At 37.6% G+C, this 22,306-nt stretch carries 19 protein-coding genes, 2 tRNA genes and 1 other annotated feature; of the genes, 17 read left to right on the top strand and 4 right to left on the bottom strand.

What is annotated here, in order from left to right; genetic code table 11:
- Window positions 1-246: 246 nt before the first annotated feature.
- On the top strand, window positions 247-1,419 hold the full coding sequence (locus IGJ87_RS09285; protein WP_002323245.1) for an IS256-like element IS1542 family transposase: 1,173 nt from the start codon (window positions 247-249) through the stop codon (window positions 1,417-1,419).
- A 79-nt stretch (window positions 1,420-1,498) separates the two neighbouring features.
- Window positions 1,499-1,873: an iron-sulfur cluster biosynthesis family protein gene (locus IGJ87_RS09280; protein ID WP_002298848.1), complete on the top strand. Its 375-nt coding sequence runs from the start codon at window positions 1,499-1,501 to the stop codon at window positions 1,871-1,873.
- A gap of 122 nt (window positions 1,874-1,995) precedes the next feature.
- Here IGJ87_RS09280 and IGJ87_RS09275 read toward each other — a convergent pair whose 3' ends face one another.
- Window positions 1,996-2,625, bottom strand: a complete 630-nt coding sequence (locus IGJ87_RS09275; protein ID WP_002338712.1) for an alpha/beta fold hydrolase — start codon at window positions 2,623-2,625, stop codon at window positions 1,996-1,998.
- A 133-nt stretch (window positions 2,626-2,758) separates the two neighbouring features.
- A tRNA-Thr gene (locus IGJ87_RS09270) sits at window positions 2,759-2,831 on the bottom strand.
- Window positions 2,832-3,044: 213 nt separating this feature from the next.
- Between IGJ87_RS09270 and IGJ87_RS09265 the strand changes: the two genes are divergently transcribed.
- Window positions 3,045-3,118: transfer RNA gene (locus tag IGJ87_RS09265), tRNA-Asn, on the top strand.
- Window positions 3,119-3,255: 137 nt separating this feature from the next.
- On the opposite strand, the gene IGJ87_RS09260 is transcribed toward IGJ87_RS09265, so the two are convergent.
- Window positions 3,256-3,420, bottom strand: a complete 165-nt coding sequence (locus IGJ87_RS09260; protein ID WP_002300717.1) for a hypothetical protein — start codon at window positions 3,418-3,420, stop codon at window positions 3,256-3,258.
- A 294-nt stretch (window positions 3,421-3,714) separates the two neighbouring features.
- On the opposite strand from IGJ87_RS09260, the gene IGJ87_RS09255 reads away from it, so the two are divergent.
- From IGJ87_RS09255 to IGJ87_RS09245, 3 genes are all read left to right on the top strand, one after another.
- The gene (locus IGJ87_RS09255) at window positions 3,715-5,043 is read left to right on the top strand and encodes a C1 family peptidase (RefSeq protein ID WP_002294080.1); all 1,329 of its coding nucleotides are present in this window, start codon (window positions 3,715-3,717) and stop codon (window positions 5,041-5,043) included.
- Between the two features lie 201 nt (window positions 5,044-5,244).
- Window positions 5,245-6,078, top strand: coding sequence for a fructosamine kinase family protein (locus IGJ87_RS09250; RefSeq protein ID WP_002287963.1), 834 nt, complete (start codon window positions 5,245-5,247; stop codon window positions 6,076-6,078).
- Between the two features lie 15 nt (window positions 6,079-6,093).
- A complete protein-coding gene (locus IGJ87_RS09245; protein ID WP_002287962.1) occupies window positions 6,094-6,831 on the top strand; it encodes an acyl-ACP thioesterase domain-containing protein in 738 nt (245 codons plus the stop codon).
- Between the two features lie 154 nt (window positions 6,832-6,985).
- On the opposite strand, the gene IGJ87_RS09240 is transcribed toward IGJ87_RS09245, so the two are convergent.
- Window positions 6,986-7,954 (bottom strand): asparaginase, encoded by a 969-nt coding sequence (locus IGJ87_RS09240; protein ID WP_002287961.1) that lies wholly within the window; start codon window positions 7,952-7,954, stop codon window positions 6,986-6,988.
- 231 nt (window positions 7,955-8,185) lie between these two features.
- On the opposite strand from IGJ87_RS09240, the gene IGJ87_RS09235 reads away from it, so the two are divergent.
- The 11 genes from IGJ87_RS09235 to radC all read left to right on the top strand — a co-directional run bounded on the left by IGJ87_RS09235 (window position 8,186) and on the right by radC (window position 22,204).
- Window positions 8,186-9,019 carry a DUF72 domain-containing protein gene (locus IGJ87_RS09235; RefSeq protein ID WP_317744731.1) on the top strand — a complete coding sequence of 278 codons (834 nt, stop codon included), beginning with the start codon at window positions 8,186-8,188 and terminating at the stop codon, window positions 9,017-9,019.
- A 33-nt stretch (window positions 9,020-9,052) separates the two neighbouring features.
- On the top strand, window positions 9,053-9,892 hold the full coding sequence (locus tag IGJ87_RS09230; protein ID WP_002294078.1) for a Cof-type HAD-IIB family hydrolase: 840 nt from the start codon (window positions 9,053-9,055) through the stop codon (window positions 9,890-9,892).
- Window positions 9,893-9,917: 25 nt separating this feature from the next.
- Window positions 9,918-10,478, top strand: a complete 561-nt coding sequence (locus IGJ87_RS09225) for a haloacid dehalogenase (protein WP_002287958.1) — start codon at window positions 9,918-9,920, stop codon at window positions 10,476-10,478.
- Between the two features lie 198 nt (window positions 10,479-10,676).
- On the top strand, window positions 10,677-12,398 hold the full coding sequence (locus IGJ87_RS09220; protein ID WP_002287957.1) for a septation ring formation regulator EzrA: 1,722 nt from the start codon (window positions 10,677-10,679) through the stop codon (window positions 12,396-12,398).
- Window positions 12,399-12,563: 165 nt separating this feature from the next.
- Window positions 12,564-13,706, top strand: a complete 1,143-nt coding sequence (locus IGJ87_RS09215; protein WP_002294077.1) for a cysteine desulfurase family protein — start codon at window positions 12,564-12,566, stop codon at window positions 13,704-13,706.
- A gap of 15 nt (window positions 13,707-13,721) precedes the next feature.
- Window positions 13,722-14,933 (top strand): tRNA uracil 4-sulfurtransferase ThiI, encoded by a 1,212-nt coding sequence (thiI, locus tag IGJ87_RS09210; RefSeq protein WP_002287955.1) that lies wholly within the window; start codon window positions 13,722-13,724, stop codon window positions 14,931-14,933.
- Between the two features lie 572 nt (window positions 14,934-15,505).
- Window positions 15,506-16,153 carry a redox-sensing transcriptional repressor Rex gene (locus IGJ87_RS09205; protein WP_002338711.1) on the top strand — a complete coding sequence of 216 codons (648 nt, stop codon included), beginning with the start codon at window positions 15,506-15,508 and terminating at the stop codon, window positions 16,151-16,153.
- Between the two features lie 128 nt (window positions 16,154-16,281).
- Window positions 16,282-16,498 (top strand) — a binding site (T-box leader).
- A gap of 47 nt (window positions 16,499-16,545) precedes the next feature.
- Window positions 16,546-19,191 (top strand): valine--tRNA ligase, encoded by a 2,646-nt coding sequence (locus tag IGJ87_RS09200; protein WP_002298863.1) that lies wholly within the window; start codon window positions 16,546-16,548, stop codon window positions 19,189-19,191.
- Window positions 19,192-19,500: 309 nt separating this feature from the next.
- Complete coding sequence (locus tag IGJ87_RS09195; RefSeq protein ID WP_430609232.1) at window positions 19,501-20,814, top strand: bifunctional folylpolyglutamate synthase/dihydrofolate synthase; 1,314 nt, start codon at window positions 19,501-19,503, stop codon at window positions 20,812-20,814.
- The gene (locus tag IGJ87_RS09190) at window positions 20,804-21,457 is read left to right on the top strand and encodes an HAD family hydrolase (RefSeq protein ID WP_002325438.1); all 654 of its coding nucleotides are present in this window, start codon (window positions 20,804-20,806) and stop codon (window positions 21,455-21,457) included. The genes IGJ87_RS09195 and IGJ87_RS09190 overlap by 11 nt, the downstream gene beginning before the upstream one ends.
- 54 nt (window positions 21,458-21,511) lie before the next feature.
- Window positions 21,512-22,204: a RadC family protein gene (gene radC / locus IGJ87_RS09185; RefSeq protein ID WP_002294069.1), complete on the top strand. Its 693-nt coding sequence runs from the start codon at window positions 21,512-21,514 to the stop codon at window positions 22,202-22,204.
- Window positions 22,205-22,306: the final 102 nt, after the last annotated feature.

The following is a 22,306-nucleotide window of genomic DNA, read 5'->3' as shown; positions in this document are numbered from 1 at the left end:
TAATATGAACAAATATCAAGACCAATCAGAATTTGGCTTAAGAATTTTTTGCCCTAAATACTGTCAATTAAAAATTTTTACATTTGCCAGTGTGACTTAAATTTATTTTCTACTTGCCAATGCCTCTTATCTAAAAATTAGCAACGGATAAAGTCCATATAATTGTGTAAAAGATAAAAGGCCATGTAACAGCCCTTTTACGGTACAATGTTTTTAACCACAAAAACATACCCAGGAGGACGTTACATGACCCAAGTACATTTTACACTGAACAACGAAGAGGTTCAAAGTATTATTGAACATTCGGTAAAAGATGATGTTTCTAAAAATATTTTAACCACTGTTTTCAACCAATTGATGGAAAATCAACGAACAGAATATATTCAAGCCGATGACTATGAACGTTCAGAAAGTCGTCAGAGTCAAAGAAATGGCTATTATGAGCGAGACTTTACGACTCGTGTGGGTACACTCGAATTAAAAGTGCCTAGAACACGTGATGGTGAATTTTCACCGACGGTGTTTGAGCGTTATCAGCGAAATGAAAAGGCACTGCTCGCTTCAATGCTTGAGATGTATGTTTCGGGCGTTTCGACACGTAAAGTTTCAAAGATTGTTGAAGAGCTATGTGGAAAATCTGTATCGAAATCTTTTGTTTCTAGCCTGACTGAGCAGTTAGACCCGATGGTCAACGAATGGCAGAACCGTTCACTCTCAGGTACGAATTATCCTTATCTGATGACTGATGTTCTCTACATAAAAGTCCGTGAGGACCATCGAGTGCTTTCTAAAAGCTGCCATATTGCGATCGGGATAACAGAAGGTGGCGACCGTGAAATCATTGGCTTCATGATTCAAAATGAAGAAAGTGATGACACATGGTCCATCTTCTTTGAATACTTAAAAGAACGCGGCCTAAAGGGGACAGAACTCATCATTTCTGATGCCCATAAAGGCCTAGTGTCTGCGATTCGTAAGTCATTTACCAACGCAAGTTGGCAGAGATGCCAGGTCCATTTTTTAAGAAACATCTTCAGTTCCATTCCAAAAAAGAATTCAAAACCGTTTAGAGAAGCAGTAAAAGCGATCTTTAAGTTTACGGATATTGAACTCGCTCGAACAGCTAAGAATGCCTTAGTCGGTGAATATATCGACCAGCCTAAATATACAAAAGCCTGCGAAATATTGGATAATGGCTTCGAAGATGCCTTTCAATACACGGTTATCGGAAATAGTCATAATCGGCTAAAAAGCACCAACCTTCTTGAACGACTGAACCAGGAAGTCCGCAGAAGAGAAAAGATTATTCGGATTTTTCCCAACCGAACGTCTGCCAATCGATTAATTGGAGCTGTCCTTATGGACCTTCATGACGAATGGCTCAGTTCTACAAGAAAATATATTAAGTTTGATCAATGAGAGACCGGTAAAACATTGTATAGTATTTTACACAGGATTATGGACTTGACTTAAGAAAAAGAAAGAGGGCGTATTAGTTATGTATCTTAAAATTACGGAACAAGCACAAGAAAGATTACAAAAATATATTGATGAAGGCGCAACAGTTATATTGGATTTAGATGATGGCGTTGGGGAATATTCTAAAATGGGTGTTTGCTCTTTAGATACTAGTTTTCGTTTACTTCTTCTTGATAAAGAACAGAGAAAAAATGATTATAAACTCCAATTAGATAGTGATATTGGGGATGTTTATATAAAAGATTATTCAAAAATGTACATGGATGAACATATGACCCTTTCTTTAGATCCACGTCTAGGTGTATTTACTCTTGAAAGCCCAAGTGGTTCTTTAGACAGTCATGTTCAATTAGTAGATCTACGACCAGAAAAATTCTCTGGCATGAAACAATAATTTTCTCTTCATTGATCCATGATCCATAAAACTAGTCTCAATCAAGCTGTATTGAAAAAACAAGACAACATTCTTACCATGGTAAATAAAAAAGACGACACATTTTGTCGTCTTTTTTTAAATTAACTATTTTCGATAAAAGATCGCATAGCTTGTGCCATTATTTCTGGTTTTTCTCTATTCAATTCATGTTTTCCGTTTTTAATAAAGAGTAGCCGGCCATTCGTTGAAAGTTTATATAAACGTTTTGCTGCTGGTTTATTCGCATGATCTTTGGTACCACATAAAATCAATTTAGGAAGTCGTGATGTACGAAGCTGTTTTTTGCAGTCTAATGTTTCAAGTGAACGAAGTAGGGTAAGGGTTTGTTTTTTAGATAGACCTAATTTTTCAAATATCTTAGAAGGTACGCAGTAAAAATAAATATTCTGGAAAGTAAGCAATAAGCGATTAGGAGACTCAAATTGTGGAGCGACTAAAACAACCTTTTTTAAATATGGAGAAGGAGCTGCAAGATAGTTTAAAGCAATAACAGCGCCTAAAGATAATCCACATAAAATAAAAGGTTCCTTTATCTGATTCAATTGTACTTCGATGTATTTGGTTAAGTCGTCTAAAGTAGCAGTGTCTGTGCTGTTTAAATGATTGAACAATGAAAGACTTTTGCAAGAATAACTATTGGGTAGATAAGAGATTACATCTTTCCATGATTGTTCGTCTTGGCCTAGACCATGCAAAAAAACAATTTTCATATTGCTCTCCTTTTTATAGTTATCATATAGACTTTCTTTGTACTATTAAAATATAAACATTCATTTCTTATGTCATAAAATAAAAAAACAGCGCAGACACATTGATAAACCAATATGTTGCACTGTTTAAGGAAGCCACTTGCCGGGCTTGAACCGGCGACCTCTTCCTTACCATGGAAGCGCTCTACCAGCTGAGCTAAAGCGGCATTATCATTAATACAAATAATAGGATAACGAATATTAATGTATTTGTCAACAGAATTTTTTCGAAAAAATGTGTTTCTCTAATAGGAAAACAGATTTTAGAAAAAATAAAAATAACAAAAAATGCGAACGGTTTCTTTGATAATATAATAAAAAAATTCAAAAAAAGTATTGCGTTATTTAGAAGAAATTGATATTATATTCATGTACTTGATTCCGGCATAGCTCAGTTGGTAGTAGCGCATGACTGTTAATCATGATGTCGTAGGTTCGAGTCCTACTGCCGGAGTAAATAAAGCTTATGCAAAGAAAAAGAAATCCAATCACTTGGGTTTCTTTTTCTTTTATTATTATGATGAATCAAGCTTTCTGTTTTTGTCACGTATGTTGTAATCTTTACGAAAGAGTAGAGTTGGCTACTCATAATCAACCATACTTCCCATCATCGCTAAATACGAAATAAATCAGCATTCCTACACCAATCAAAGCACAAGCTGCACCAAGAAAAGGGATGACATTCCCAAAGTTATCTGTATTCATAAGTATGCTACCACCTACAAACAAAAAGCCGCCAGCAATCAGGTTTTTCATTTTATTCATCTCCTTTCTTACGTTATAGTATTTCCTTCTTTCAATGAGTATTTTGAAAGCTATCTTATTGTATGATGTTCTTCTAGGCCTCTTCTTTATTATACAGGCCATTTTCGTTATCTCATAGAAATATTCCTTTTTATCTGAAAACTATTGTATACCGTATGACATTTTTCTTCATGAAATTGTAAGTATATTCTCATTCAAGTGAAATTTTCATCATAGAAGAGATTGTATTTCTAAATTCTTAAGAGTAAAATACGAAGTATAACTTGGATTTGGAAGGATGATTGGATGAAAGCTATTACGCCTGATATGACAACAAAATTTAACAAACAGTTTCAAGCAAATATCAAACAGCAGGCATTGCAGCGGGCAGTTGTGAAGAACGGAATTACTGCTTCTGCTGAAAATGTTTCAGCACATGTGGAGAATACACCGGTATTTTCTATAGATTTGGCTACGGGGAAAGTGGCTAATCAAATGCAATCGGGGCGTTGCTGGATGTTTGCTGCACTGAACACATTCCGTCATAAGATGCTGAATCAATTCCATTTAAAAGAGTTTGAATTATCACAAAATTACACTTTTTTCTGGGATAAATATGAAAAGGCAAATTATTTCTATGAAAACATCATTGCAACAGGAAAAGAGGCAATCGATAGCCGGAAAGTAGCTTTCTTACTCGCTACTCCTCAACAAGATGGCGGCCAATGGGATATGATCGTTTCATTATTCCAAAAATATGGCGTTGTGCCTAAATCGGTGATGCCGGAAAGTGCGAATAGTTCAAATTCTCGAGATTTGAATAACTACTTGAACAAATTACTGCGTAAAGATGCAGTAGTGTTACGGAAAATGGTTGCTCAAGGAGAAACATTAGACGCTATTGAAGAAAAGAAAGAAGAAATGCTAGAAAGCATTTATAACTTCTTAGCTATCTCATTAGGAACACCTCCAAAAGAATTCGATTTTGAGTACCGCGATGAAGAAAAGAACTATCATCTTGACCGAGGACTGACACCACAAATTTTTTATGATAAATACATCGGTGTAAAATTAGATGATTATGTTAGCGTGATCAATGCACCAACAAAAGACAAACCATTCAATCGTTCTTATACAGTAGAGATGCTAGGAAATGTCGTTGGCGGGAAAGAAGTCAAATATCTGAATGTTGATATGGAAACTTTCAAAAAATTAGCGATTGCTCAGCTTGAAGAAGGAGAATCTGTTTGGTTTGGTTGTGATGTAGGTCAATCTTCTACTAGAACTAGTGGCATCATGGCCTTAGATGCTTATTCAATGGATGATCTATTTGATACGGATTTTACAATGACTAAAGCTGAACGTTTAGATTTTGGAGAAAGTCTGATGACCCATGCGATGGTATTGACCGGTGTTGACTTAGTAGACGGGCAATCAACAAAATGGAAAGTCGAAAATAGCTGGGGCGAAAAAGTTGGAAAGAATGGCTTCTTTGTTATGAGTGATGCCTGGATGGACGAATATACGTACCAAATCGTTGTAAGAAAAGATTTATTGACGAAAGAGCAATTAAATGCGTTCAATGAAGAACCAATTGTTCTATCTCCGTGGGATCCAATGGGTGCTTTAGCATAGACGAGTATTTCAATGAAGAGTATGTAGTAAAGATAAAAAGAGCTGGCTTAAGCCAGCTCTTTTTATCTTTAAAGTCCATTCCCTGTTTTTTATGGTCCCTGTGCTATAATTCTAAATAAAGGATAAGGATTGGAAATAATCCTTTTATCATTAAAAATATGATGACGAAGTAGAATAAAATTGGGAGTAGGGGGGAAAGTCATGGATATCCAAACTGTTTTATCTGATCTGAAATTAAATGGTAAAGTGATTCCAGTTGTTGGTGGCGATGTTAATCAGACCTATCGTATAAAAACCGAACATCGTGCTTATTTTTTAAAAATCCATCCGAATGTAAAAAAAGGATTTTTTGAAGCAGAAGTAGACGGATTAAAAGAACTGTCAGCATTCGTACGTGTACCGGATACGTATATGCTAGGTGAAACAAGTGAAGGCGCTTATTTGTTAATGGAATGGATCGAGCCGGGAAAAGGGGATCAACGAGATCTTGCTGCAGCTTTAGCTAATCTCCATCAGCAAACAGCGCCACAATTTGGTTTTCGTAAAGATAACTATTTGGGTACACTTGTTCAGAAAAATTCTTTTGAAGAAGATTGGTGGACTTTTTTCTTTAAAGATCGGCTTGAATCCCAGATTTCTTTGGCAGAAGAAACGAATCGATGGAATGTACAGCGTCAAGAAAAGTATCTGCGATTTAAAGAACGTGTATTGAAATCGGTTGAACCAAAAAAGATCACTCCACGCCTCTTGCACGGAGACCTGTGGAGTGGTAATGTGTTCTTTGACCAGCAAGGGCATCCAGTTTTTGTCGACCCAGCTGTTTCTTATGGGAATCGGGAACAAGATATTGCAATGAGCCAGTTATTCGGTGGTTTCCGACCGGAATTTTTAGATGCTTATCAAACTATATTTCCATTAGAAAAGGGATGGAAAGACCGACTGCCGATTTACCAGTTATATTATCTTTTGGCACATTTGAATATGTTTGGAGAAAGTTACGGTTCCCAAGTAGATCAATTACTAGAAAATTTTTAAGAGGAGGGCGTGTTTTTGGCAAAAAAATATACCAAAAAGCATGAAGTTTCATATTATGAGTGTGACATCAACCAAACGATGACATTTCCTTCGATGTTAGGAGTAGTTATCAAAACGTCTGAAGATCAAAGCGACCAGTTGGGAAGAGGCAGTGAATTCGTCAATAGCTTTGGACTTACTTGGGTCATCACGAATTATTCCATGGAGATTAATCGTCTCCCTAGAGTCGGTGAAGTAATCTCAGTAACGACTCAAGCCATGGAGTACAATAAGTTTTTCTGTTATCGGAACTTCTGGATCCATGATGAAGATGGGAAAGAATTAGTCAAAATAGAATCTGTTTTCGTATTGATGGATTTTGTGAATCGAAAAATGAGCAGTGTTAATGAAGAGATCATTGCTCCTTTTGAGAGTGAGAAGATCAAGAAAATCAAGCGTCAGGAAAAAATTGAAAAGATTGATTCGGGCTTCATGTTGCCATATCGTGTTCGTTTTTATGATATCGATAGTAATCAGCATGTTAATAATGCGATGTATTTTAATTGGATCATTGACGTATTAGGATATGACTTTTTGACTACGCATGTTCCAGAAAAAGTAATTATTCGATTTGATAAAGAAGTAGAGTACGGGAATGAGATCGAAAGCCATTTTGAACAAATCCCTATCGAAAATGGTGTCAAAACAAAACATGAAATCCGAATGCAAGAACAGCTGTATTGTGAAGCAAATATTATATGGAAAAATAAATAAAAAAGAGGTTGTGACAGAAGGGGGCAACTTCAAGAAATAAGAAGAAATTTACGAAAATTGTTTCTCAAATTTTTGTAAATTTTCGACTTAGTTTTCGAAGAAGCTATTTTTGTCACAGCCTCTCTTTTTAAGTTTAGCTATTAGATAATGATGTTTAGTTTTGGATAAACGAAATCAATTCTTCACCCGACAAACCATAGTTTACAGCAATCAATAGTTTTAAACGTGCTTTTTGACTATTAATACTGTTACAGAAAATAATCCCCATTTTTTCTAGTTCTTTTCCCCCGCCTTCATAATCATAAACAGGCTCTGCGATTCCATTGAAACAACGAGAAACAAGTACTACAGGGATTTTTTGGACAAGAAGCTTTTCCAAAGCAGCTAAGGCTTGTGGAGGGAGATTCCCCGCACCTAAAGCTTCGATTACCAAACCGTCTACTTTCGTATGGGCGATGGCTTCCAATAAGTCCCCTTGCATCCCAGCATATGCTTTAACGATCGGGATAGTCCCATCTACAGCGGAAATGTCCAGTCGCTTTGTTTCTAAAAGTTCCTGCAAGAATAAAATTCGATTCTTAGTTACTAAGCCGATGGGACCCAATGTAGGTGTTCGGAAAGTAGCAACATTTGTGGTATGGGTCTTTGTCACGTAGCGTGCAGAATGGATCTCATCGTTCATGACCACCAAAACCCCCTTATCTAGCGCTTCTTCACAACTTGCGACACGAATCGCACTTTCAAAATTATAAAGGCCGTCACTTCCAAGTTCATTACTTGAACGCATTGCCCCAGTCAAAACAATTGGTAATTTGTTGCCAATCGTTGTATCAAGAAAAAAAGCAGTTTCTTCTAATGTATCTGTACCGTGTGTGATCACCACTCCGGATATACCTGATGCATAAGCGGACAAGATACGTTCTTTTAATACCAACATGTGAGAAGGCATGATGTGTGGTGAGGGAAGATTGAAGATATCTTCAACTAATAATTCTACATGCTTGGGGATTGTGATTTCTGCATCTAATAATGGGTTTGCCACATCAGGACTAACACCGCCCGTGAGCATGTTTTCTTTCATGGCGATCGTTCCGCCGGTGTGTAGTACAAGTATTTTTTTCATTTTACAGACTTCCTTACGAATAATTTTGCATAGCCGTTAAATCTTATTGTATACTATATAAAAGAGTTTTGCTATCAGTGAAGAATAACGAATAGCCTAACTTATCATAAAAAAGCTGACCTTATTAAAATGGAAAAGACTCAACCTTGACCTCCTAATACAATGGAGTATCTGGTTGAGTTTCTTTTACAAGAAAGCAGCCAAGGAAATCAATCACGAAGGTGGCCGGAAATGATCAGAATCGGATTAACATCGTTTAAAGAACATGACAAATTAACTGGTAAAAAGAATAACACTCTTTATGAATATGCAGGGTTTCTACCCTTAGTGGAATTAGATACTGCCTATTATGGAATTCCCCGAAAGTCCTCAGTTGAGAATTGGATAAGTGAAGTACCTGAATCATTTCGCTTTGTAGTCAAAGTCTATCAAGGAATCAGCGGTCAAGGAGACTGGAAGCCTTATTATCAGACCGAAGAAGAGATGATTGCGCATTTTTTAGATGTTATGTCGCTAATGGTAGATGCTGGAAAGATGTTTTGCTTTTTAGTCCAATTCCCCTCATCATTCAAATGTACGAAAGAAAATGTCCAGTACTTGCGCAAACTTAGAAAGTGGTTTGAGGGTTATCCTGTTTCTATAGAATTGCGGGATTATTCTTGGTACAGCGATGAATTTCTTGAACGTACAAGAAACTTTATGTCTAGAGCCGCTTTTTCTTTAGCCATCATCGATGAGCCACAGTTGCTGAATACAACGATTCCTTTTGATCCATTTGTCACCAATCCGAACTTTGCTCTTTTTCGATTCCATGGTAGGAATGCGCAAGGATGGCAAGCAAATGATAAAGAGTGGCGTAAAAAAAGAACGTTATATCGTTATTCAGAAAAAGAACTGCAAGAACTAGCACATGAAGTCAAAGTAGTTGATTCTAAGACAAAAGAGGTAGGTGTGATTTTTAATAATAATTCTGGTGGTGATGCGGCTGAAAATGCATTAGCACTGCAAAAAATATTAAATATCAAGCCAGATGGACTCAATCCAACCCAAATGGATCTGTTTTAAGGGCTTATTTTATTCAAGAAAGGGGCGAAGTCTATGATCAAAGCTATTTTTTTTGATATTGACGGAACATTGGTCACCAATCGTTCAAAAGCGTTGGAATCAACAAAACAAGCAATTGAATATGCTCGGAAAAACGGCATTTTATGCGGTGTAGCAACGGGGCGCAGCCCAGTAAAGATCAAAGAAATCATTGATGAATTGGAATTAGATATGTATGTCGTGTATAATGGTCAACTGGTTTTTACTGCAGATCGCACGATTATCGACCACCCTTTTGAACAAAAAGTATTGGAACATATTGTTGAATTTGCAGATGAGAACCATCGACAAATCGTTTTTGGTGCGAGAAATCGGTTAGATGGATCAACGACGATGCTATTAGGACAATCGATTTTTATCAAGCGACTAGTCAGCTTTTTACCGCGTAAATTCCCGGTACGTCTGATGAAAAAAATCCTCCAGGTTTTTAGCCCTCACCGACAAAAGGATCGTTATGAAACGTTAGAGATATTAAAAGAACCAATTTATCAATGTATATTGCTCAGTCCGGAGTCAGAACAGAAAAAGTTAGAACATCGCTTTCCCGAGTGTACGTTTCAGCGTTCAAATACGTATACTGTAGATATCATCCCAAAAGGTGGTTCAAAATTACTAGGCATCCAAGCTTTCGCAAATGCTGTCGGAATTGAAATGGAAGAAATTATGGCATTTGGCGATCATTACAATGATATCGAGATGCTGAAAGGTGTAGGAATTGGAGTGGCCATGGGGAATGCTCAGATCGAAGTAAAACATGCTGCAGACTTTGTGACTCAATCAAATGAAGAAGATGGGATATACGAAGGACTGAAACACTTCGGTCTGATTTATTAGTCAATGAAAGAAGGAAAAAATCAGTATGGAAGCAGAGACACCTTTTCAAAAAGTAGAAACATTCCACAAAACTTTTGATCCAAGAAGACCAGAGATACCCACGGCTTTTACAGAAAATGAAGCTCATACACGTGCTGCGTTCAAAATAGAAGAACTTGTTGAATTTGTTGCAGCTACTTCACCTAATAAAGAACAACTGCATGAAGCTGTTATGCTGCTGCACGAAGCATTAGATAAAGCAGAAGAAAAAATACTTGGTAAAACACAGTGGGGAAGTGATCCGCTGGTTGAACAAGTAGATGCACTGACAGATATCCTTTACTTTACTTATGGTTCTTTTTCATTACTAGGAATAGTGCCTGATCGAATATTCGAAATCGTCCATCAGGCAAATATGGGGAAATTATTTCCAGATGGAAAACCTCATTATGACCCTGTAACAAATAAAGTGTTGAAACCTGAAAACTGGCAGATGGAATATGCTCCAGAACCTAAAATCGCGGCAGAAATCCAACGTCAGATTCAAGAAGCGATTGCTAAGAAGAAATCCGCTGATATAGGCATGTGCACAAATGAAAAAGAGTGATCAGAGTTTCACTATTTTTGTTATCTTTATACGATGGAAAAACAAAAGATTTTCGTTTAAGTTAGTGAATGCATGAAAATAGTATGCTATAATCTAGAATAGATGTCTTTTGCACGAGAGACGTATTATTTGGATTTATGCCAAGCAGAACGCCATCTGTTGCATAAAAGATGCATACTGAAAACGGAGGAACCATAAATGGGAAATAATGTTATCATCGGAATCGTCATTGCAATCATTATAGTCGCCATTGTCGTCTTTTTGGTTAGTTACTTGATGAAGAAAAAAAACCAAGATCGATTGGATGCCTTAGAAAAACGCAAGGAAGAATTATTTGACTTGCCAGTGATTGAAGAAGTCGATGATGTTAAAAAAATGCATCTGGTTGGGCAAAGCCAAAATACCTTTCGTGAATGGAGTCAAAAATGGAATGACATATCTACTTCCTCGTTCGCTGAACTAGAAAGTCAAATTTTCGAAGTGGAAAACCTCAATGAAAGTTTTCGGTTCTTAAAAGGAAAAAAAGCAGTTGTTGAAGCAGAAGCTACAATGGACCAAATGGAGAAACAAGTGACGGAAATCCGTGAAGGTCTAAAGGAATTGCGGGAAACGGAAGAACGCAACTCACTAGCTGTTCAGCAGGCACTTGACGTCTATGAAGAACTGAAAGAAAAAGTCAGAGAAGACGAGCATGAATACGGACCAGCTCTTTTTGAATTGCAAAAACAGATCAAAGTGATCGAAAAAGAATTTACGCAGTTTGTGACTTTAAACACTTCTGGAGACCCTGTTGAAGCCCGCGAGGTTTTGGATAAAGCAGAAAAACATACGTATGAAGTGGAAGCTCTGATGAAAAAAATTCCACCGCTGTATGAGGAGCTCCATACCACTTTCCCTGAACAACTTGAAGAAATCAGTGATACTTACGAGAAATTGATGGAAGAACAATATGTATTCCCAGAAGAAGATCTTGCTGAAGATATCGCAAAAGTAAGTCGAAGAATTGAAAATTCATTAGCCAATCTTGAAAAAACAGAAGTTGAAACGGTCGAATTTGAAAACCGTGAAACAGCTGATTTGATTGATTCGTTATATGATATCTTAGAACGGGAAATGGAAGCTCAGAGATATGTAAAAACTAACCAATCAACGATTGCAGAGTATATCAAACATACAACAAAGAATAACCGTCAATTATTGATTGAGCTGGATCACACATCTCAAAGCTATACATTGAACCACAATGAAATTGGCCGTGTACGAGGTTTCCAAACCGAAGTGGAAGAAATGGAACGTCAAAATGAACAGATGATTCCACAGATCCGTCAACACGAAATTCCTTATTCAGAAGTGCGCACGTTCTATAAAACAGTCTTCAAAGTCTTAGAAGATATCGAAAAGCAACAAGTAGAGATCGACGACTCATTACATGAATTGAGAAAAGGCGAAAAAGAAGCGCAAGAAAAGATCGATACATTCGAATTCAAATTGCGCAGTTTGAAACGTTTTGTAGAAAAACAACGTTTGCCTGGCTTGCCGAATGATTACCTAGAATTCTTTTTTGTTGCTACTGACCGTATTGAAGAACTAAGTGTTGTCTTGAATAAAATTCGAGTAAACATGGAAGAGGTCAATCGTTTAGTTGCTCTATGTGAAGAAGATCTAGAATTATTAGATAAGAAGACACATGATTTAGTAGATGCAGCAGCATTAACGGAGCAAATGCTCCAATATGCAAATCGTTATCGTCATACACACGAAGAAGTGAGAGAAGCAATTGATAAAAGCTACTATTTATTCAATAAAGAATATCACTATCAAGAAGCATTAGACGAAATCGGTACAGCATTAGAGCGAGTAGAACCAGGTGCTTTCAAACGCATCGAAGATTTTTATTTCAATCATCCAGACTTAGTATAAAGCAAAAAAAGTTAGTAAACCAGCAAGAGCAAGACGGATTATTGTCTTGTTCTTGTCTTTTTTTGTATATTTGAAAATTGAAACAAGTGAAAATTTCACCTGCTCTTGAAAGCACCTTGGACAACCGTTATAATAGAAAAGAATTTCAAAAAAGAGGGGTTTCTTATGATATATTTTGATAACAGTGCAACAACCCCAATCTTTCCGCAAAGCTTAGATGCATATGTAAAAACCAGTCAGCGGATTATTGGGAATCCATCAAGCTTGCATGATTTAGGCAATCAAGCTAACCGGTTGTTGCAGCAAGCAAGAAAGCAGATCGCTGATTTGATCCATGTAGAACCAGAAGAAATCTATTTTACTTCAGGCGGAACAGAAGGAGATAACTGGGTATTAAAAGGAACGATGATCGAAAAAAGAGAGTATGGGAATCATATGATCATTTCAGGAGTCGAACATCCGGCCGTCAGCGAGACAGCAGAACAATTAAAAGAATTAGGAATCGAAGTAAGTATCGCCCCAGTGGATAAACGCGGATTTGTACGTGTCGACGAATTGAAAGAATTAATAAGAAAAGAGACAGTATTAGTCTCTGTTATGGCTGTGAATAATGAAGTAGGATCGATTCAGCCCATCCAGGAAATCAGTGATCTTTTGGATGATTTTCCTAAAATTCATTTCCATGTAGATGCTGTTCAGGCGATTGGAAAAGTACCATTCTCGCAATGGTTGACAGAAAGAGTTGATTTTGCAACATTTTCAGCTCATAAATTCCATGGCCCACGGGGAACTGGTTTCATTTATTGGAAAAAGGGTCGTCGTTTAGCACCATTACTGACAGGTGGAGGGCAAGAAAGAAATCAGCGAAGTGGGACAGAAAATGTTCCAGGTATTGTGGCTATGGCTAAAGCTTTACGTTTATCATTAGAGATAAAGGAACAAAAACCTGAGCAGACACAACGCTTAAAAGTAGCTCTAATCAATGCGTTGAAGACGTATGAGAAAGTGACGATTTTTTCAGAAGGAACTGACTATGCACCGCATATTTTATGTTTTGCTCTAAAAGGAATTCGCGGCGAAGTTCTCGTCCATGCCTTAGAAGAAAAACAAATATTTGTTTCTACTACTAGTGCCTGCTCCTCACGTAAACATATGGCAAGCAGTACATTGCACGCAATGCATGTACCAAATGATCTGGCTACATCTGCTGTTCGAATCAGCTTAGATGAAAACAATTCGCTTGCAGAAGTCGAGCAATTTATGATTATTTTCAAGCAGCTTTATAAGAAATTTTCTGCAATCAATTAAAAGAGGAGTGTTCTTGTGAAATACAGTGAAATTATGGTCCGTTATGGGGAACTTTCGACAAAAGGAAAGAATCGAAAAAGCTTTATCATGCAACTAGCACAAAATGTCAGACAAGCTTTGAAAGACTTTCCAGAAATCAAAATCCATGCTGATCGGGACCGGATGCATCTTTTATTGAATGGCGCAGACGGGCAGCTAGTTATTCCAAAACTAGCAAAAATATTTGGGATCCAAAATTTTTCTCCAAGTATTCGTGTAGAAAAAGATGTCGAAGTTTTAAAACAAGCTGTTCAAGACATCATGAAAGAAATTTATACTGGGAAAGAAACATTTAAAATTATCGCTAAAAGAAGCGATCACCAATTTGAATTGACAAGTAATGAATTGAATCAAACATTAGGTAATGCTGTTTTTGATATTTTCCCGCATATCCAAGTTCAAATGCGTCAACCAGATATTCCATTACGTGTAGAGATTCGGCGTGATGGCGCTTATCTATCGTATGAAACGATCAAGGGAGCTGGAGGATTGCCCGTAGGAACAAGCGGAAAAGGAATGCTTATGCTTTCTGGGGGGATTGATTCTCCTGTAGCAGGGTACTTTGCCATGAAGCGGGGAGTGGAAATTGAAGCTGTTCATTTTGCTAGTCCGCCGTATACAAGTGAACAAGCACTGCAAAAAGCAAAAGATCTAACAGCCAAACTAGCACCTTATGTGGGAACGATCCATTTTATCGAAGTGCCATTTACCGAGATTCAAGAAGAAATCAAAAAGTCAGTGCCACAAGGATATTGGATGACAATTACTCGTCGAATGATGTTGCGTTTGACCGATGAAATTCGCCGTATTCGTCATGGTTTAGTCATTTTGAATGGTGAATCATTAGGTCAAGTGGCTTCACAAACTTTGCAAAGTATGGTGGCTATCAATGAAGTAACGAATACGCCAATCATTCGGCCTGTAGCGACAATGGATAAACTTGAAATCATTGAAGTAGCAGAACAGATCGATACATTTAATCTTTCTATCCAGCCTTTTGAAGATTGCTGTACGATTTTTGCTCCTCCACAGCCAAAAACACGCCCTCAACTGGAAAAGGTCCATCAATATGAAGAGCGTTTAGCAATAGATGAAATGATCCAACGAGCACTAGCTGGCTTGAAGATGGAAGAGATACAAGCAGAATCGTCTAATGAAAAAACTGAAGAATTTTCAGAATTGCTATAAGAGGTTATGAAAATAGTGTTTTGACCAGAGTATTAGAGAAACAAAACGAAAAAATAGCTCCATGTATTTTACCGTTTTTGAACTAATGTCGAAGATTAGCTGATTGAATACCATTTATCAAGAAGTTATGGAAAAGCCGGTTCTTTTTTACTAACTGAAAAATAAAATTTTATTTAGAGATCAAGCTACAGTTGATAAATGATATAAAAAAGAGAATTTCCCATGAAATAGCGAGGTTGTGACAGAAGTGGGCAGCTTCAAGAAATAAGAAGGAATTTACGAAAATTGCTTTTCAAATTTTTGTGAAATTTCGGCTTATTTTTCGAAGAAGTTACTTCTGGAACACCGTGTATCAGAGGTTGTGAAAAAGCTGCCCTGCATCAAGTAATAAGAACAGCCAAACAAAAATAGTTCCTCATATTTTACGTTTGGTTGAGCTTATTACCGCAGATGCAAGCTTTTGAACACCGTTTTATTTGTCTCACACCCTTTTCCTTCCTACTTGTAACCTTGCTCCCGGGTTAGAAACATGTTACACTAAATATGTGAAATTATTAACAAGGAGCGTCGTTATGCGAGAAAAAACAGATACACTGCCAAAAGCAACTGCGAAAAGATTACCTTTATATTTACGCTACTTGAAGATGCTGGATGACTCAGGCATAAGTAGAATCAAATCAAATGAGTTTAGCGAAATCACCCAAATTCCTTCTGCAACGATCCGCAGAGACTTCTCGCAATTAGGCGAGCTAGGCAGAAGCGGATATGGCTATGATGTCCTTTTCCTTATCGATGTATTCAATAATATCCTTAATACTAAAGAAGAAAAACGAATCGCATTAGTAGGATATGGAAATCTTGGCAAAGCATTGAAACACAACAATTTTAGAAGAAATGAAAATCTAAATATCGTGTGCGTCTTTGATAATGATCCAGCACTGATCAATCGAGTAATTGATGGAGAAATGATCTATCCGATTGATCGTTTCGCGGAGATAGCCAAAGCAAAAAATGTGACAGTAGCAATCTCTACGGTACCAAGTAAATATTCACAATCTGCTATTGATGAAATTGTCAAAGGAAATGTAACCGCTATACTTAATTTTGCGCCTGACAGAGTAACTGTCCCAGCTTATGTCAATGTTCAATACATTGATTTGACAACCGAATTGCAGACGCTTATTTACTTTGATGAGAATTACTCAGAAGTTTTTTCTTAGGAAAATTTGAGTAGGCTTATTGATCTTGCGAGAACTCGTCGTAATTCTTTCAAAAATTTTTTAGTACTAAATGAAGTGGTTTTTTCACGACCACTTGTTGACTAAAAAAAAAAACCATTGTAGAATGAAGCATAACGCTGAACAAGAGGAGTAACTGGCACATTCATTCTTAGAGAGAGAACTATCTGCTGAAAGGTTCTCAATGACAACCAGTGAAGGTAGCTTGGGAGTTTCTGTCTTGAATGGAGTAGAGATAGACGAGTCGTGATCGTTAACTCACTTGAGAGGCAATAATGATTGATTATTGCAATTTAGGTGGTACCGCGTAAATCATACGTCCTAGAATACGAAAGTATTTTAGGACGTTTTTTAGTTTAAAGGAGGAAAACAGCATGACGGAAGAAAATAACCTATCAACAAAATATAATCCGCAAGAAGTTGAAGCTGGACGTTATCAGCATTGGTTAGAACAAGATTTGTTTAAACCGAGCGGAGATAAAAAAGCAAAACCTTATTCAATCGTAATCCCGCCCCCAAATGTTACTGGAAAACTTCATTTAGGGCATGCTTGGGATACGACCTTGCAAGATATGCTGATTCGTCAAAAGAGAATGCAAGGATATGATACTTTATGGCTGCCTGGTATGGACCATGCAGGAATCGCGACACAAGCAAAAGTAGAAGCGAAGCTTAGAGAGCAAGGGATTTCTCGTTATGATCTAGGTCGTGAAAAGTTCATCGATCAAGTGTGGGAATGGAAAGAAGAGTATGCGAGCCACATCCGCGAACAGTGGGCTAAAATGGGCTTATCTTTAGATTACAGTAGGGAACGTTTTACATTAGATGATGGATTATCTGAAGCAGTACGTAAAGTTTTTGTTACCTTATACGAAAAAGGTTTGATTTATCGTGGTGAATATATCATCAACTGGGATCCTCAAGCACGAACAGCTCTATCTGATATCGAAGTTATTCATAAAGATATCGAAGGCGCCTTTTATCATATGAGCTATGAACTAGCAGATGGATCAGGCGTAGTAGAAATTGCGACAACCCGTCCAGAAACGATGTTGGGAGATACGGCGATTGCTGTTCATCCAGAAGACGAGCGTTATCAAGCGCTCATCGGCAAAAAAGTGATTCTACCTTTAGTCAATAAAGAAATCCCAATCATTGCAGATGAATATGTAGATATGGAATTCGGGACAGGTGTAGTAAAAATCACTCCAGCACATGATCCAAACGACTTTGAGGTAGGTAATCGTCATGATCTTCCACGCGTAAATGTTATGGATGATGATGGTACGATGAATGAACTAGCAGGAAAATATGCTGGAATGGATCGTTTTGCTGCTCGTAAAGCAATCGTGCAAGATCTGAAAGAAATCGGTCGATTGATTAAAATCGATACGATGATCCACAGTGTGGGTCATTCCGAGCGGACAGGTGTCGTTGTTGAACCTCGGCTGTCTACTCAATGGTTTGTAAAAATGGCGCCGTTAGCGAAAAAAGCCATTGATAACCAAGAAACAGATCAAGCAGTGGAATTCTTCCCTCCAAGATTCAATCAAACGTTTTTACGTTGGATGGAAAATGTCCATGATTGGGTAATCTCACGACAATTATGGTGGGGACATCAAATTCCTGCATGGTATCACAAAGAAACAGGTGAAATGTATGTAGGGATGGAAGCACCAGCGGATAGTGAAAACTGGGTACAAGATCCTGATGTTTTAGACACTTGGTTTAGTTCAGCTTTGTGGCCTTTCTCAACAATGGGCTGGCCAGATACGGAAAGCGAAGATTATAAGCGATACTTCCCTACTAGCACTTTAGTAACCGGTTATGACATCATTTTCTTCTGGGTAAGCAGAATGATTTTCCAAAGCTTGGAATTTACTGGCGAACGTCCATTTGAGAATGTCTTGATTCATGGATTGATCCGTGACGAACAAGGGCGGAAGATGAGTAAATCATTAGGTAATGGAATCGATCCGATGGAAGTAATCGAAAAGTATGGAGCAGATGCTCTCCGCTGGTTCTTATCGAATGGTTCTGCACCAGGACAAGATGTCCGCTTCAGCTATGAAAAAATGGATGCTTCTTGGAACTTTATCAACAAAATCTGGAATGCTTCACGTTTCGTTATCATGAATATCGAAGGAATGACCGTAGAAGAGATCGATTTATCTGGAGAAAAATCAGTGGCTGACCGGTGGATCCTTACTCGTTTGAATGAAACGATCGAACGAGTAACTGAGCTATTTGATCGTTTTGAATTTGGTGAAGCAGGTCGACAACTGTATAACTTTATCTGGGATGATTTTTGTGACTGGTACATCGAAATGAGTAAAGAAGTACTTTATGGAGATGATGCTGTTTCAAAACAAACCACCCGTAGCATCTTAGTTCATACACTTGATCAGATCCTACGTTTATTGCATCCAATCATGCCATTCGTTACAGAAGAAATATGGGAACATATTCCTCATCAGGGAAATTCTCTAGTAGTGGCAGAATATCCTGTTGTACGTCCAGAGTTTGATGATGAAACAGCTTCTAAAGGGATGGAAGTATTGAAAGAATTGATTCGAGCCGTTCGAAATATTCGTTCAGAAGTGAATACACCATTGTCTAAACCAATTACGTTGCTAATTAAAACAAACGATGCTAAAATCGATCAATTTTTAGTTGAAAATACAAGCTATATCGAACGCTTCTGTAATCCCGAAGAGTTGACGATATCAAGTGAGATCACTGCGCCAGATCTAGCGATGTCAGCTGTTCTGACAGGTGCAGAAATCTTCTTGCCGTTAGCAGGATTGATCAATATTGAAGAAGAAATCAAACGATTAGAAAAAGAACTGGAAAAGTGGACAAGCGAAGTAAAACGTGTCCAAGGAAAACTTTCTAATGAACGTTTTGTTTCTAACGCGCCGGAAGAAGTAGTAGAGGCAGAGCGTGCAAAAGAAAAAGATTATTTAGAGAAGCAAACGGCTGTCAAAGAACGAATCGAAAGTTTGCGTACTATTCAATAAGAATAGAAAAAGAGAGTGTTCAATCAGCTAGCTATTACTAAAAGCTAGCTGATTGAACATCGTTACAGGAAAGAGTTTGAGCCTCACTCTTAGCTTCGATTCATAAGGAGATGTGACATAAATTTTGTCACATCTCTTTTTTAGTCTACTCTTATTATGTAGGAGAAGGAGGGAGATGGATCATGTATCAAGAGTCAATAAAGTAGTTGATAAAATCGTTCCTCTCTCTGTTTCTTTTCTCTTTGTCATACTTTTATTTTTCTTATGTGTTCTATTTGTTATAATAAAAGAGAAATGGGGGAATTGTTGATGACGATTGAAGAAGCAATAGAATGGATCCATAGTCGATTACCATTTGGTTCACGTCCTGGCCTTGACCGAGTCGAAGCTTTATTAGAAGTGGTAGGGCATCCAGAGAGAAAAGTAAAAACGATCCATATCGCTGGAACAAACGGAAAAGGTTCTACTGTAGCTTATTTGAGAAGCCTATTAGAAGAGGCTGGGCTGACAGTAGGTACATTTACTTCACCTTATATCGAAACGTTCAATGAACGGATCGCAATCAATGGCAAAAGCATCCCAGACAATGATTTGATCCAGCTTGTAAAAAAATATCAGCCACTGATCAAACAACTTGATCAATTTGAAGCAGTAGCTGGTATTACTGAATTCGAGACATTAACAGCAATGGCATTTGATTATTTTTTGATGAAGAAAGTGGACGTAGCGATTATCGAAGTTGGCTTAGGCGGCTTATTGGATTCTACCAATGTAGCTGTACCAATGCTGACGGGAATAACAACGATTGGACTTGATCATACCGAAATACTTGGAGATACAATTGAAGAAATCGCTGCACAAAAAGCTGGAATCATCAAACAAGGCGTTCCAGTAGTAACAGGAAATATTGCCCCAGAAGCTTTTACTGTCATCCAACAAACAGCTAAAGCAAAAAATGCACCGCTTTATGTATACGGGGAAAATTATAAAATAAACTATCTGCATCCTGATGAGATGTGGGGAGAAGTATTTGAATTTTTTAATGAAATAGGAAAGATCCCTCAATTAACCACTCCGCTTTTAGGGCAACATCAAGCTGAAAATGCAGGAGTAGCCATCGAATTGTATTTTGTTTACTGTCAATTGGAAAAGCTGCCTTTCCGAGAAAAAGATGTTTTGAAGGGATTGAAGAAATCTCGATGGCCAGGAAGAATGGAGCGTTTGAGTAACGAGCCATTAGTTGTTTTAGATGGTGCCCATAATACGCATGCAATGAACCGGCTTGTTGAGAATTTGAAAAAAGAATTCAAAGGATATCAAATCAACATTTTGTTTTCCGCCTTACGAACTAGAAATGTTAGAGAAATGCTAGAACGATTGCAGCAAGTACCAAATGTCCATATTTATTTGACGACCTTTGAACATCCAAAAGCCATCGAATTAAGTGAAGTATCAGATTTAGCAAGTGAGAGAGTATCAATCGTTTCATTGTGGCAATTCGGATTAGCAGATATATTGGAAAAGATGACAAATGAAGACGTATTAGTTGTGACCGGTTCACTTTATTTCATTTCAGAAGTTCGCCATTTATTAATACAATTAGGAGGAGATCATGAAGTATAATGCAGTGATTTTTGACATGGATGGTTTGCTGTTCGACACAGAGTTAGTGTATTACGAAGCCACACAAGTAGTAGCAGACAAGATGGGTTTTCCTTATGATAAAGACCTGTATTTAAAATTCTTAGGTGTTTCAGATGAAGAAGTATGGGCGAATTATCATATGATTTTCTCGGAATTTGGCAAAACAAGTGTACAAAGATTCATAGATAATTCATACCAGGAAACGCTTGAACGTTTTTCGCAAGGAGCGGTACAAATGAAGCCCGGTGTGTTGGAACTCCTCTCTTTTTTAGAAGAACATCAGATTCCCAAAGTTGTCGCTTCCAGTAACCAACGAGCAGTCATTGAACTTTTATTGAAGAAGAACAATCTGTTTGAACGATTTGAGACGATTGTTTCTGCAGAAAATGTTCAACGAGCAAAACCAGACCCAGAAATTTTCTTGTTAGCTAATCAGAAGCTAGGTACAGCGAAGAAAGAAACATTAATTTTAGAAGATTCACAAAATGGTATTTTAGCAGCTTCTGCGGCTGAGATCCCGGTAGTCATGGTACCAGATCTGCTTCCACCATCCCAAGAATTGATCAAAAAAACAGCTGGGGTTGTTTCTTCTTTACATGAAATCCCTGCATTGTTAAAATAAAAATCCATCTCTTTTCGTATCTTATTTTAGATAAGATAGAAAGGAGATGTTTTTTTGGGAAAACGATTGATCAAAGAAGTACCTACTAGCTCTTTACCAAGGGAACGTATGGAAATTTATGGCGCTGAAGCTTTATCGGATCAGGAGCTTTTGGCAATCTTACTGCGTACCGGTCAACACCCTTATAGTGTGATGTCGATTGCTGGAAATCTGTTAAAAACGTTTGGAGGACTGGCCTCTTTACGACAGGCTACTTTGCATGAGTTAGAAGAGATTCGAGGGATAGGACGCGTGAAAGCAATCGAAATCAAAGCCTTGATCGAATTAGGTCGACGAATTCAGACGGATCATGAAAGAGCGGCTCCGCCGGTTCGTACCAGCTACGAATTGGCCCAGCAATTGATTCTGGAAATGAAAGATCACAAACAAGAACATTTGGTTTGTATTTATTTGGACACGAAGAATCAAGTGATCTTAAAAAAAACAGTGTTCATCGGTTCGCTGAATCAGTCAGTCGCTCATCCTAGAGAAATTTTCCATTATGCTGTACGTTATTGTGCAGCAAGGATCGTTTTAGCGCATAATCATCCTTCTGGTAATGTTATTCCATCGCAGCAGGATATGAATTTTACCAAAAGGATACAAAAGTGTGGAGAAATGATGGGGATCACTGTATTGGACCACTTGATCATCGGACGCAAACGATATTTTAGTTTGAGAGAAGAAGGAATGATGGAAGAGAAGTAAGTTGCTTTCTTGCAAAAAAAATGAAGCAAGTGTACAATTATATTGTAATTTTGTTTGGGAATAGAAGTTGAAACATCTGTTGCACCTCTATCGTACACGAGC

The sequence above is a fragment of the Enterococcus sp. DIV1411a genome, from assembly GCF_050531945.1.
GTDB classification, from domain to species: domain Bacteria; phylum Bacillota; class Bacilli; order Lactobacillales; family Enterococcaceae; genus Enterococcus_B; species Enterococcus_B faecium.
This window is presented reverse-complemented; position numbering and strand designations above follow the sequence as displayed.

Bases quoted from the DNA above. Each gene is read 5' to 3' on its own strand.
- IGJ87_RS09200 (WP_002298863.1), top strand. From the start codon at position 16,546: ATGACGGAAGAAAATAACCTATCAACAAAATATAATCCGCAAGAAGTT.
- IGJ87_RS09255 (WP_002294080.1), top strand. From the start codon at position 3,715: ATGAAAGCTATTACGCCTGATATGACAACAAAATTTAACAAACAGTTT.
- IGJ87_RS09195 (WP_430609232.1), top strand. From the start codon at position 19,501: ATGACGATTGAAGAAGCAATAGAATGGATCCATAGTCGATTACCATTT.
- IGJ87_RS09285 (WP_002323245.1), top strand. From the start codon at position 247: ATGACCCAAGTACATTTTACACTGAACAACGAAGAGGTTCAAAGTATT.
- IGJ87_RS09250 (WP_002287963.1), top strand. From the start codon at position 5,245: ATGGATATCCAAACTGTTTTATCTGATCTGAAATTAAATGGTAAAGTG.
- IGJ87_RS09190 (WP_002325438.1), top strand. From the start codon at position 20,804: ATGAAGTATAATGCAGTGATTTTTGACATGGATGGTTTGCTGTTCGAC.
- IGJ87_RS09260 (WP_002300717.1), bottom strand. From the start codon at position 3,420: ATGAAAAACCTGATTGCTGGCGGCTTTTTGTTTGTAGGTGGTAGCATA.
- IGJ87_RS09235 (WP_317744731.1), top strand. From the start codon at position 8,186: ATGATCAGAATCGGATTAACATCGTTTAAAGAACATGACAAATTAACT.
- IGJ87_RS09225 (WP_002287958.1), top strand. From the start codon at position 9,918: ATGGAAGCAGAGACACCTTTTCAAAAAGTAGAAACATTCCACAAAACT.
- IGJ87_RS09230 (WP_002294078.1), top strand. From the start codon at position 9,053: ATGATCAAAGCTATTTTTTTTGATATTGACGGAACATTGGTCACCAAT.
- IGJ87_RS09280 (WP_002298848.1), top strand. From the start codon at position 1,499: ATGTATCTTAAAATTACGGAACAAGCACAAGAAAGATTACAAAAATAT.
- IGJ87_RS09240 (WP_002287961.1), bottom strand. From the start codon at position 7,954: ATGAAAAAAATACTTGTACTACACACCGGCGGAACGATCGCCATGAAA.
- IGJ87_RS09205 (WP_002338711.1), top strand. From the start codon at position 15,506: ATGCGAGAAAAAACAGATACACTGCCAAAAGCAACTGCGAAAAGATTA.
- IGJ87_RS09220 (WP_002287957.1), top strand. From the start codon at position 10,677: ATGGGAAATAATGTTATCATCGGAATCGTCATTGCAATCATTATAGTC.
- IGJ87_RS09275 (WP_002338712.1), bottom strand. From the start codon at position 2,625: ATGAAAATTGTTTTTTTGCATGGTCTAGGCCAAGACGAACAATCATGG.
- IGJ87_RS09215 (WP_002294077.1), top strand. From the start codon at position 12,564: ATGATATATTTTGATAACAGTGCAACAACCCCAATCTTTCCGCAAAGC.